The sequence below is a fragment of the Streptosporangium sp. NPDC005286 genome, from assembly GCF_040607515.1.
Taxonomy (GTDB): domain Bacteria; phylum Actinomycetota; class Actinomycetes; order Streptosporangiales; family Streptosporangiaceae; genus Streptosporangium.
Genome location: NZ_JBEXGU010000122.1, coordinates 1 through 11,825 on the forward strand (window position 1 = coordinate 1; position 11,825 = coordinate 11,825).

Genomic DNA, 11,825 nt, shown 5'->3' on the forward strand with positions numbered 1-11,825 from the left:
GGCCGAGCACCTTCTCCACCAGGTGGTGAAGGTGCTCGGCCTGCCGGGGGGCACGGTCGGCTGCACACACTTCGTGCGGACCGGGCGGCCACATGTCGCCTGCTCTCTCGCCGTCTCCGGACCGGTCGATCCGGCCGGGCTGCCCGAAGGGGTGTCGGCCGCGATCGGCGAGAGCCGTACCGGTCCGGAGTCGGAGGGCGCCGCGCTCGCGGCGGCCGAGCACGCCACCGGGGCGAGCGGACGGCTCATCACCTATGCCGGCCGGGAGGCGCTGACCGGCACCCTCAGCGTCGGCGAGATGCTGGAGCGGTCCGCGATCGAGCGGGTGATGGTGCTGGCCCAGACCCGGGAACCCGCGCATGACATGCTCATCGTGACCAATGACCATGTCCGGCCGGTCTGGCGCGACGGGCTGATAACCCTGCTGTGCATGCCCGCCGCGGGTGGACGCCTGATGCCGGCCGAAGTACCGAACCCGACGCCATGCTGCGCGGATCACAGCTGAGTGCGGTGAACCGCGCTCGTGGTCTGCATGGCCGACCGGCGCATCCCGCTCAGCCGGCGACAGATCCACGACCGTCCCGAACCCGCGCCTCAGGACACGACAACGTCTCCCTTTGATGGGCGGCCGTTTCACCAGCCGGCATCAGCGACAGCGGGCCCGCCATGATGAGCACGAAGCGATCACGGACGGGCCCGCCACTGCTTTCTCCTCCCGCGAGGAGGCCGCCGTCAGGCGACGCTGGACGCTGTCGCGGTCCAGGTGTTGCACGCGCCCGGAGAGGCCTTGTCGAAGCCGCGCTGCAGCCAGGCGGCCCGGTTCCTGCTCGTGCCGTGGGTGCGCTCCGCGCCGATCTCCTCATCGCCGCTACGCCCGAGGATGTCCACGGCTTCCGCCCAGTCCTCGGCCGTGTACTGCTGCGAGGGCCAGATGCTCGCCATGAACGCCCCCGCCAGGCACTCGGCCTGCAGCTCCACGCGACGGCTGCGCTCCAGCGCCTTTGCCTTGGTACGGACCGGCGTCTGCGCGGTGGCCAGTATGCCGGTGAGGTTCTGCACGTGGTGGGCGTACTCGTGCGCGATCAGCAGCAGGAGGTCCGGATCCGCCGGGTCCTGAATGGCGTAGTCGTTGACTCGGATGACCATCTTCCGCTGGTCGGGGCAGTACAGGCCGACCACATATTCGGGCCAGCGCTCCTCGCACGCGCTGGTGGACTTGGTGAGGAACTGGATCGCCGGCTTCTTGAACGGCAGGCCGGCCTTCTTCAGCTGCGCGGACCACGAGGCGTTCAGGCAGCCGAGCATCGCGGTCAGGTGCTTTTTGGCGGCGCCGAAGCTGGCGAAGTCATCCGGATGGCGGCCGCAGGGCACCGTCATCTTGCCGCTGCGGTACAGCGGGTTGTGGGTCAGCGCCTTGGATCCGGTGGGAACCGGACCGCCGGCGGTGCGGGCAGTGCCGACATTGGCATGGGCGGTGCCGGTGAGCAGCAGACCGACCAGTGCCCCGGCCAGCAGGACGATACGAGGGGTACGCATGATGCCGAACTCTACAGAAACGGCGATATGCGCCAACAGGCTTTTCTCCTCGCTGCGCCGTCCTGTCGGCGATTACCCCGGCGTCTGGGCACCCGGCTCAAGCGGCCGACGTCCACTCCCGCCGTGACCGGGGCCAGACGCCCGATCATGGGGCATTGAGAGACTTCCACTGACCGGCGCCCGAGCGATCATCCTTCGGCCCGGCAGGTGGCTGAGGCTGCTGACCGAGCCTCTCTTGCCTGTGGCCGGATGTGGTGGCGGCCGATGGGGAGCATCAGGGGGCGGCCGGAGACGGGGTCTTCGATGATGCGGCTGTCGAGGCCGAAGACGGTGCGGACGCTGTCCTCGGTGAGGACCTCGGCCGGGGTGCCGGAGGCGTGGAGGCGGCCGTCGGCCAGGGCGATGAGGTTGTCGGCGTAGCGGGCGGCGAGGTTGAGGTCGTGCAGGACCATCACGATGGTGGTGCCGCGGGTGTGGTTCAGGTCGGTCAGCAGGTCAAGGACTTCGACCTGGTGGCTGGCGTCGAGGAAGGTGGTGGGCTCGTCGAGGAGGAGCAGGTCGGTCTGCTGGGCCAGCGCCATGGCGATCCAGACCCGTTGGCGCTGGCCGCCGGACAGCTCGTCGACGGCGCGGTCGGCGAGGTCCGTCGTCCGCGTGGCCTCCAGGGCGGCCGCCACCGCGGCGTCGTCCTTGTCGTTCCACCGGGAGAAGATCCCCTGGTGGGGGTGGCGGCCGCGGCCGACCAGGTCGAGCACGGTGATGCCCTCGGGCGCGACCGGCGACTGGGGCAGCAGTCCGAGCGTGCGGGCCAGTTCCTTGGCCGGCATGCGGTGCACCTGTCTGCCGTCCAGGACGACATGGCCCTCGCGGGGGGCGAGCAGCCGGGACAGGGAGCGCAGGAGTGTCGACTTCCCGCAGGCGTTCGCGCCGACGATCACCGTGATCTCGCCGGGCGGCACGACCAGGTCGAGGGACTCGACGACGACGCGGTCGCCGTAGCCGAGCGTGAGGCCCTCGGCTACGAGGGAGTGGGACGTGGTCACAGCGAGCCTCCGGCCCGATGGGTGCGGACGATCAGGTAGACGAGGTACGGCGCCCCGAGGACGCCGGTGACGACGCCGACCGGGTAGCGGACGTCGAACGCGAACTGGCCGGCGAAGTCGGCGACGAGGACCAGGAGGGCGCCGACGAGCCCGGCGGGCACGAGCAGAGAGCCGCCGGGGCCGAGCAGCCGGGCCGCGATGGGGCCGGACAGGAACGCCACGAACGCGATCGGGCCGGCCGCCGCCGTGGCGAAGGCGATCAGGCCGACGGCGGTGACGATCACCATGACGCGGGTGCGTTCGACACGGACGCCGAGGGCGGAGGCGGTGTCCTCGCCGAGCTGCATCATCGACAGGTCGCGGGACAGGGACAGCAGGACGGGGGTGAGGACGACCAGCGCGACGAGCGCGGGCAGGGTCTGCTCCCAGGTCACCCCGTTGAGGCTGCCGGTCAGCCAGCGCGTGGCCTCCTGGAGGTCCCATTCGGCGGCCTGGGACAGGACGTAGGAGGTGATGCTTTCGAGCATCGCGGAGATCCCGATGCCGATCAGGATGAGCCGCGTGCCGACGACGCCGTCCCGGAACGCCAGGATGTAGATCAGCAGGGCGACGGCGAGGGCGGAGACGATGGCGAGGAACGACACCTGGGTCCCGCCGAGGGACAGCGACACGATCGCGATGGCCGCCGCGGCGCTCGCGCCCCAGCTGATGCCGATGATGTCGGGGCTGGCCAGCGGGTTGCGGAGCATCGTCTGGAAGGTGACGCCGGCCAGGCCGAAGCTGAATCCCGCGACCACGGCGAGGACGGTCCGCGGCAGCCGGAGCCGCCCGACCGTGAAGGACGCGCCCGGCACCTGCTCGCCGAGGATGACGTTGATCACGTCGCGGGGCGGGTAGAAGGTCTGCCCGAACATCAGGGTCATGGCGAACCCGGCGACGACGAGCACCGCCAGCGTCAGGACGACGATGCGGCGCCGGGAGGCGCTCCGGCGACGGCCGCGGGCGACGGCCTCGACAACGGACGGCCGGGGGGCGGCGGGGGCGCCGCGGTGCTCGTTGGTTCGCTCGCGCACAGCCCCCTCCTTCGTCGGGACTGCGAGCGCGACGCCGCTGTGCTTTCTGGTTCGCTCGCTACGCTCGCTCACAGCCCCTCCTTCGTCGGGACTGCGAGCGCAGCGCTGCTGTGTTTGTCGGTTCGCTCGCTCACAGCTCACGCACCTTCTGGCGGCGGACGATGTGGATGAAGAACGGGGCGCCGATCAGCGCCGTCACGATGCCCACCTCGATGTCCGCGGGGCGCGCCACGATACGGCCGACGACGTCGGCCGCGGTGAGCAGGGCCGCGCCGACCAGGGCGGAGAACGGCAGCAGCCAGCGGTGGTCCACGCCGACGAGCAGGCGGCACGCGTGCGGGACGACGAGCCCGACGAAGGCGATCGGCCCGGCGACGGCCGTCGACGCCCCGCACAGCACGACGGCGCCGAGGGCGGCCGTGGCCCGGACGACGGCCACGCGCTCACCGAGCCCGGCGGCGAGTTCGTCGCCCAGAGCGAGCGAGTTCAGCGCCCGCGCGGACAGCAGGCATACGACGAGGCCGACGACGAGGAACGGCAGGACCTGCCCGATGCGCTCGTAGGACGCGCCGCCGACCCCGCCGATCTGCCAGAGCTTGAAGCCCCCGGCGATGTCATTGCGGGGCAGCACGACGGCGCTGACCAGGGACGCGAAGGCCGCCGACGTGGCGGCGCCGGCGAGCGCGAGTTTGAGGGGCGTGGCCCCACCACGCCCGAGGGACCCGACGGTGTACACGAACACGGCCGAGACGGCGGCCCCCGCCATCGCGACCCAGATGTACCCGGTCGGCGACGTGAGCCCGAAGAACGCGACGGCGGTGACGACGGAGAGCGACGCACCCATGTTGACGCCCAGGATCCCCGGGTCGGCCAGCGGGTTGCGGGTCACGCCCTGCATGACGCCGCCGGCGAGGCCGAGCGCGGCGCCGATCACCACCGCGAGCAGGGTGCGCGGTATCCGCTTGGCGACCGCCGCCTGTTCGAGGGAGTCCTCCGCGCCGCCGAGCGCGGCCCAGACATCGGACCAGGCGACGTCGCGCGAGCCGAGGGCGACGGAGGCCACCATGAGCACGGCCAGGACACCGACCACGACGAGCAGCCACAGAACCCGGACGCGCGCCGGACGCCGCACGAGGGTGGTGTCCGGCAGGCGGTCGGTGTCGACCGACGTCACTTGACCTTGTCCGCGGCCTCGGCGAGCGCCTTGGCGTAGTCCTCCAGCACCCACGAGATCGACAGGGGGGTCGGGTTCGCGGCGGTGCCCAGGGGCGTGCTGCCGGGCAGGAGGTACACCGAGCCGCGCTTGACGGCGGGGATCTTCGACAGCAGCGGGTCCTTGCGGAGCGTCTCGAACAACTCGCCCTTCTCGTCGCCGTATCCGGTGATGATGTCGACGTCGTCGAACAGGTCGATCTGCTCCGCGCTCCGGGTCAGGGCGAACTTGTCAGTGCCCTTGGACGCCTCGGCGATGCTGCCCGGGATCGTCAGCCCGAGGTCCTCGAAGAACAGCGTGCGGGTGTCGTGCGTCGTGTAGAAGCCGACCTCGCTCACGTCGTTGGGGTCGACATGCGTCATGAACATCGCCGACTTGCCCTTGAGCTGCGGGTACTTCGCGACCACCTGGCTGATGTCACCCTCGATGTCGGTGATGAGCTTCTCGGCCTCGTCGGCGAGACCGATGGCCTTGCTGTTCATCCGGATGATCTCGCGCCACGGGGTCGCCCACGCGGCGTCCGGGTAGGCCACCACCGGAGCGATCTTGCTCAGGGTCTCGTAGTCCTGCTTGGTCAGGCCCGAGTAGGCGGCCAGGATCACGTCCGGCTTCGTGTCGGCGACGGCCTCGAAGTCGATGCCGTCGGTCTCGTCGAACAGGACGGGCTTCTCGGCCTTGAGTTCCTTCAGGCGCTCGTCCACCCAGGGCAGGAGCCCGTCGCCGTCGTCGTCGCCGAAGTTCGCGGCGGCCATGCCGACCGGGACGACGCCGAGGGCCAGCGGCGCTTCGTGGTTGGCCCAGTTGACCGTGGCCACCCGCTCCGGCTTCGCCTGGATGGTGGTCGTCCCCAGCGCGTGCTGGATCGTCATGGGGAAGGTGCTCGGGCTGCTGCTCGTGCTGCTGCTCGTGCTCTCGCCCTTGGTCTCCGACGAGCCGCCACAGCCCGCGATGCCCAGCAGGACGGCCGTCACGGCGAGGATGCGAAGGCTGTATGGACGCTTCAATCCGTACTCCAGTCTCAGAATTCCGCGGGTTCCGGCCCTCGCACGTCTGGATCGCGGTCCTGCGTTCGTGGAGCGGTACACCGTACTGCCACAAGCCCTCGACTTAGTTAGGTAAGGCTTGCCTTGTTCGGAACCATAGGAGAAATGACCGAGTTGTCGCAATAGCCCTTTTGAGACAGCTGTTGTCGAGATCGGGACACGGAGACCGGGCGACGACCCCGCAGGCGGTGCGTGCACGAGGGCGCGACACGTCCACGAGACCTGCGCCGCGTCCGGAAGGCGGCCTGCGGCGTCCCGGAGTCTCAGCGCGCTCGAAACGCTCCCGGTGTCAGCCCGGTCGTCCGCCGGAAGGCCGCGCCGAACGCGCTCGCCGAACGGTAGCCGACCTCCTCGGCCACGACGTCGACCTCCCAGCCCTGGGTGAGCAGCGCGACCGCGTGCTGGGCGCGCACCGCCGCGATCCAGCGCGCGAAGCTGGTGCCCGTCTCCGCGTTGAAGGCACGGGTGATCGTGCGGGCGCTCACGCCGAGGCAGGACGCCCAGTCCGCCAGCGTCCGCGGATCGCCCGGATCCTCCCGGACCGCGTCAGCGATCGGGCGCAGCAGGTCGGAGGTGGGCATGTGCAGGAGCAGTTCGCGCGAGGAGGGGGTGAGCACGTCGAGCACCATCGCCTCGGTCACCGCCCGCGAGTCGGAGGACAGCTCCGTGTCGGCGAGCCGCTCCAGCAGCAGCCGGAGCAGCGGGGTGATCTCGACGCCGACGGGCGTGGGGAAGATCGGGGTCATGGTGCCGAAGCCGAAGAAGTTGGCGCGGCACCAGGTGCCCGCGATCGCCGAGCCGGAGTGCAGCGTGCCCGCGGGCATCCACAGGCCCAGGGCGGGGGTGACCGTCCAGACCCGCGCCCCCACCACGGCCGTGGACGCGCCCCGCTCGTTCCAGAGCAGTTCGTGGAAGGGGTGGGAGTGCTCGTTCCAGGTGGTGTCGTGGGCGATGGTCTCGCTCCAGCCCAGGATCACGAACGGCACCTCGACCGGTCCCGCCGCGAGGGCGGGCAGCATGCGGGTCTCCCTGATCATGGGAGGACGCGGTGGGACGCGAGCGGCATTCCCCCACCCTAGGACCTGTCCTGCGTGATCATGAGAGCCGGTCGGCGTTACCGGTGAGGGTGGTCGATCGCCAGGTCCGCGAGCCGTGGGTCGACTTCGGGAAACGAGCCGTCGCCGAACAGGATCCGCGCCGCCAGGGCACGACCGGCACGACCGCGTAGCACGGTCACCGCCGCCTCTGCCGCAGCGGGGGATCGGATGCCGGCGAACACGCGGCGCAGCAACAGCCGGCCTCGGAACCGGGTCCGCAACGCGTCCCCGTCGTACCGGCTCAGCATGCGTTGGTCACCAGTACGCAGGTACCCGGCGGTGACCGCCGCGGCCAGTTCGGACATGCGTAAGCAAGGGTCCAACCCACCGGCCGTCAGCGGCGACACCGCGCCCGCCGCGTCTCCGACGAGCAGCCCGGCGGGGCACGCCAACCGTCGCAGCACACCGCCGACCGGGATCGGACCACCTCGACGCTCGACCGGACCGGCCGGCGCCACGCGGCCAGGTGCGTCCGCGGCGAAGGCGTCCAGCAGGTGGCGGATACCGGTGCGCATCGCGTTCGGATATCCCGCGACGCCGACATGCGCATGCCGGCCGTCGTCGATGACCCATCCCAGGTACCCCGGAGCGACCCGGGGGTCCAGCACGCAGTGGAACGCCGGGTTGGTCGTGCCCGACGCGATCGGGTGGACGATCTCGGCACCGACGAGGAAGCGCCGGTTGACATCAAGGCCGAGATCACGGGCCACCCGGGAGCGGGCGCCGTCCGCGCCGACGATGAACCGGGCCGTCACCGGTTCCGCACCCGCGAACCGCACAAAACCCATCGACGCGTCGACATACCGTACGCCCAGAAGGACCCGTGCCCCGGCCGACTCCGCCACGCGGCGCGCGTGCTCGTAGACGGCCGCCATGTCGGCCACGCGGTACTCGTCCCGGTCGCTGGTGAGCCGGATCGGTGCCCGCCGCGACGGCGGATACAGCAGCACGTCCCGGACACCCGGCCCGAGCAGGTTATCCGGCACGTCGAAGTCATCGAGGGTGCGGCGCACGAAGATCCCTGTCGTGCGGATGCCCGCCGAGAGCGACCTGCGACGGTCGACCACCAGCACGTTCAGTTCCCGTCGCGCGAGCAGGCGGGCTGTGCGCAGGCCGGCCAGTCCCGCACCAACGACCAGTACATCCACTGTCTGCATACCTTGCGACGGTAGGGGCGATGCCTCATCCGTACGATGGTTTGCACGCTACCTGCCCCATACCTCCACACCGTCGCCACACTCGGGACCGTGAATTGCTCCTCTGCCGAGAGGTGGCTGTGAAACCGGCCACGGTGATTGTTCTCTCGCTCGGCATTTCCCTTACATCCACCGCGCCCCTGATCGCCGGACGCATCTGGGTCACGTCCGTGGACGTGACCGATAAGTCGGCCCGCCGGGCGATGCCGGAGCCGCCGAAACTCATGATTGGCGATGCCGATTACGTCATCTGCCCAGATAGGGCACCACGCCATATCCCCCTGGTCACCCTATTTCGGATAAAACTAAGACAGATCTTGACGAGTATGGGGAGATTGCCTAACTTCTAGGTTAAGCCGCTGAGGCGGCCGACCCCTCAAAAGGGTCGGCGGTCAGGCCCCTCAAAAGGGTCCGACGGTAGGGAACCCCTCAAAAGGGTTCCGGGTCGCGTCTCTCAAAAAGACTCCACCCGGAGACACGGCCTCTTAAAAAACGCCGGTGCCTCCAGAGTTCCAAGGGCCTCCGTCCCCACCATCGGGACGGAGGCCCTTCTCTGCCAACTGCACAAAGCAGAAAACCGCAGGGGTTGGAGGCCGCGATGCCCGGCACCTACGAAGTACGCACATTCGGCTGCCAAATGAATGTGCACGACTCAGAACGCATCGCAGGCATGCTGGAGGCGTCCGGATACACACCGGCCCAGCCCGGAACGACCCCCGACCTTCTCGTGTTCAACACCTGTGCCGTCCGCGAGAACGCCGACAACAAGCTCTACCGATCCCTCCGCGGATTACGCGACCACAAACACGACGGCATGCAGATCGCCGTCGGCGGATGCCTCGCGCAAAAGGACCGCGGCACCATCATCAAGCGCGCACCCTGGGTCGACGTCGTCTTCGGCACTCACAACATCGCCGCCCTTCCCCCCTGCAACGCGCCCAAGTAGCCAGGACCGCCCAGATCGAAATCCGCGAGGCACTGGAAACCTTCCCCTCCACGCTCCCCACCCACCGGGAATCCCCCTACGCCGCCTGAATCGCGATCTCCGTCGGCTGCAACAACACCTGCACCTTCTGCATCGTGCCCTCCCTACGCGGCAAGGAGACCGACCGCCGCCCCGGCGACATCCTCGCCGAGGCCCGAGCCATGGTCGACGACGGCGCGCTCGAAATCACCCTCCTCGGACAGAACGTCAACGCCTACGGCGTCAGCCTCGGAGACCACCAAGCCTTCAGCAAGCTGCTACGCGCCTGCGGAGACATCGACGGCCTCGAACGGGTCCGCTTCACCAGCCCCCACCCGGCCGAATTCACCGACGACGTGATCATCGCCCCGGAATGCGAGGCGCCCGGCCTGCCACCGGGCACGGCTGCGGCACCTGCTGAAGGAATCGTCGGTGTGAAGCTGACCGCCAGGCGGGAGGGGACATGATCCTGGTCACCGGCGGCACGGGCCGTACAGGTGCTGACGCGTCGCGCCCTGCGCACGCCGAACATGCTGCTGCCGGCCGGCGACCAGCCGGTGCTCTTCAGCCTGCTCCCCAACGCGTATCCAGCCACTCCGGCGCGCGTCGCGGCCCTGCTGAACGGCAACCGCCGCATCCACCACCTCGCCTGCCGGGCCGGGGGCACGCCTTATCCGTTCGGATCGCCGCCGACGGATCTGGAACGGCCTCGGCACCACGTGCTGCGTACTCCGCACCAGCGCGACATGAAGCGCCTGTTCGATCCGCATGGACTGTTCGGCCGCTGAACGCCGATGCCACGGCTGAGCATCCCACTATCGTTGCAGTAAGCGAACAGAGCACACTTACACTCCCCGCATGAACGTCGACGTGATCGTCATCGGAGCAGGTCCGACCGGCCTTGCGCTTGCCGCCGAACGCCGAAAGAGGAGCACCTCGCACTGCGCGGCATCGTAGCCGAGCTGCTACGCGTGCCCGCAGCCAACCAGGTCATCGCGGGCATGCTGGCCGGGACGGACATTCGCTATCCGCTGCCGGGGCCGGGGCATCCGTTGCTGGGCATGCGCCTTGCCGATGCGCCCGTCATGGCCGACGGACGCGGGCTGCTGATGACCGGCGCCGGGCAGGACATGCTGGTCAAGGCGGCAGCACCGTGGTCGGGACGGATCCGCCACCTGCAGCGAGGGCAAGGCGAGGCGATGTTCCTGCGGCCCGACGGCTATGTGGCGTGGGCCGGCAGCGACCCGGCCGCCCTGGTGACGGCCCTGACCATGTGGGCCGGCCGCGCCTGAGAGGCGCCCGTTCGTTCGATCCATAGCGACGGCTGAGGCCTTGGCCGGTGGTAACCACAGGCGGAAGCCGTACGATTTGCCACTATGAGGTCGCGAGTGACGGCGCTGGCCGCCTGCTTGATCACGTTGGGCTGTGCCGCGCAGCCCCCGCTCGCCGCGTCGACTCCCTCGCCGTCGAGCACGCCCACCGTGTCGGCCCCTTCGGCATCGGCCACACCTACCACGGAGATCTCCGAGAGGTGGGCCCAAGTCCCCGGTCTGTCCACCGACACCGCGTGGGAGCGTGGCCTGCGCGACGTGACCGCTGTCGGTCCCGAGCTGGCGTGGGCGATCGGGTACACCGGCTGGGAGGACAGCGTGAGGACGTCGCTGCGTACCTGGGACGGGTCACGGTGGCGCGCGGTGCCCGTCGAGGATGCTCTGGGCGGCCTGGCGAGCATCGACTCCGACGGGCCGCGCAACGCGTGGATGCTGGGCGGAGGTTTCGACAAGACCCTGGCCCAGCACTGGGACGGGCACGCCTGGCGGCGGTACCGGCTCTCTGGGTACGGGCGGGACGTGGCCGTGGACGGCCGCCGGGTGGTCGTGATCTCGGACACTGCGGTACTGACCTGGAACGGCACCGCCTTCGTCACCGAAAAGGTGCTCGGCGGCGAGGAGACCAGGCTGGTCGCGGTGGACAGCGGCGCCGGTCACACCTGGGTCGCCGGGATGCGGGACTCGGTGCGGCCCGTGATCTGGCACGGGCACAACGGCAGGTACGAGGAGACCACGCTGCCCGAGGGCTCCCTCACCACGATCTTGCAGATCAGCCCCGACGACGTCTGGGCGGTGGGCAACATCGGCGAGCGGCCCCTGGTGCTGCACTGGAACGGCCGATCCTGGGAGCGGCCCACCATCCCGCCGTGGAAGGCCGAGCTGCAGAGCGTGACCGCGTTCGGGCCTGACGACGTCTGGTTCGCGGGCAAGGACCACGACGAACCCGGTGGGGTCTCGGTCCTGCACTGGGATGGCCGGAACTGGACGAAAGAGGTGCCCCCGCCGGATGGGGAGGGGCACCACGCACTGATCGAGCGGATCCCCGGCACTTCCCAGCTGTGGCTGATGGTCGACGTGGCCAACGGTGATTCCGAGTCGATCGTCACCTTCCACCGGGAATAGCGGAGCCGGCCGGTCGGGTGGCTGTCGGGGCTGGGCGGCCGGCGGACGACACGGTCCTGTCCGGGACGCTCGTGCTCCTGGGCACGGGGTTCGCCGTCGTCCTGACCCGCCTGATCGGCAAGCGGGTGGCCGATCCGGGGCAAGCCTGAGGCGTGCTCACCGGTTGGGCGGCTTGCGGTACGTGACCGGCTTGTCCCCCTTCCCGGG

At 69.8% G+C, this 11,825-nt stretch carries 12 protein-coding genes and 1 pseudogene; 6 read left to right on the forward strand and 7 right to left on the reverse strand.

Going from position 1 to position 11,825, the window contains the following annotated elements; translation table 11 throughout:
• Nucleotides 1–505: hypothetical protein (locus ABZU75_RS32790; protein WP_355562710.1), on the forward strand; the 505-nt coding region annotated here is incomplete at its 5' end.
• Nucleotides 506–732: 227 nt separating this feature from the next.
• On the opposite strand, the gene ABZU75_RS32795 is transcribed toward ABZU75_RS32790, so the two are convergent.
• From ABZU75_RS32795 to ABZU75_RS32825, 7 genes are all read right to left on the reverse strand, one after another.
• Nucleotides 733–1,536: a neutral zinc metallopeptidase gene (locus ABZU75_RS32795; RefSeq protein WP_355562713.1), complete on the reverse strand. Its 804-nt coding sequence runs from the start codon at nucleotides 1,534–1,536 to the stop codon at nucleotides 733–735.
• Between the two features lie 188 nt (nucleotides 1,537–1,724).
• The gene (locus tag ABZU75_RS32800; protein WP_355562716.1) at nucleotides 1,725–2,579 is read right to left on the reverse strand and encodes an ABC transporter ATP-binding protein; all 855 of its coding nucleotides are present in this window, start codon (nucleotides 2,577–2,579) and stop codon (nucleotides 1,725–1,727) included.
• Nucleotides 2,576–3,652 (reverse strand): iron chelate uptake ABC transporter family permease subunit, encoded by a 1,077-nt coding sequence (locus ABZU75_RS32805; RefSeq protein ID WP_355562780.1) that lies wholly within the window; start codon nucleotides 3,650–3,652, stop codon nucleotides 2,576–2,578. Before ABZU75_RS32805 ends, ABZU75_RS32800 begins: the two co-directional genes overlap by 4 nt.
• A 130-nt stretch (nucleotides 3,653–3,782) precedes the next feature.
• A complete protein-coding gene (locus tag ABZU75_RS32810; protein WP_355562718.1) occupies nucleotides 3,783–4,826 on the reverse strand; it encodes an iron ABC transporter permease in 1,044 nt (347 codons plus the stop codon).
• Nucleotides 4,823–5,869, reverse strand: coding sequence for an iron-siderophore ABC transporter substrate-binding protein (locus ABZU75_RS32815; RefSeq protein ID WP_355562721.1), 1,047 nt, complete (start codon nucleotides 5,867–5,869; stop codon nucleotides 4,823–4,825). Before ABZU75_RS32815 ends, ABZU75_RS32810 begins: the two co-directional genes overlap by 4 nt.
• A 302-nt stretch (nucleotides 5,870–6,171) precedes the next feature.
• Nucleotides 6,172–6,945, reverse strand: a complete 774-nt coding sequence (locus ABZU75_RS32820; RefSeq protein ID WP_355562724.1) for an AraC family transcriptional regulator — start codon at nucleotides 6,943–6,945, stop codon at nucleotides 6,172–6,174.
• Nucleotides 6,946–7,022: 77 nt separating this feature from the next.
• Nucleotides 7,023–8,162 carry an NAD(P)/FAD-dependent oxidoreductase gene (locus ABZU75_RS32825; RefSeq protein WP_355562727.1) on the reverse strand — a complete coding sequence of 380 codons (1,140 nt, stop codon included), beginning with the start codon at nucleotides 8,160–8,162 and terminating at the stop codon, nucleotides 7,023–7,025.
• Nucleotides 8,163–8,838: 676 nt separating this feature from the next.
• Between ABZU75_RS32825 and ABZU75_RS32830 the strand changes: the two are divergent.
• From ABZU75_RS32830 to ABZU75_RS32850, 5 genes and pseudogenes are all read left to right on the forward strand, one after another.
• A pseudogene (locus ABZU75_RS32830) lies at nucleotides 8,839–9,524 on the forward strand (radical SAM protein); the annotation flags it as partial.
• A gap of 138 nt (nucleotides 9,525–9,662) precedes the next feature.
• Nucleotides 9,663–9,953 (forward strand): hypothetical protein, encoded by a 291-nt coding sequence (locus tag ABZU75_RS32835; protein WP_355562729.1) that lies wholly within the window; start codon nucleotides 9,663–9,665, stop codon nucleotides 9,951–9,953.
• A gap of 183 nt (nucleotides 9,954–10,136) precedes the next feature.
• A complete protein-coding gene (locus ABZU75_RS32840) occupies nucleotides 10,137–10,457 on the forward strand; it encodes a hypothetical protein (protein WP_355562732.1) in 321 nt (106 codons plus the stop codon).
• 84 nt (nucleotides 10,458–10,541) lie between these two features.
• Nucleotides 10,542–11,618, forward strand: coding sequence for a hypothetical protein (locus tag ABZU75_RS32845; RefSeq protein ID WP_355562734.1), 1,077 nt, complete (start codon nucleotides 10,542–10,544; stop codon nucleotides 11,616–11,618).
• A gap of 17 nt (nucleotides 11,619–11,635) precedes the next feature.
• Nucleotides 11,636–11,767, forward strand: coding sequence for a hypothetical protein (locus tag ABZU75_RS32850; protein WP_355562737.1), 132 nt, complete (start codon nucleotides 11,636–11,638; stop codon nucleotides 11,765–11,767).
• The last annotated feature ends 58 nt before the right edge of the window (nucleotides 11,768–11,825 follow it).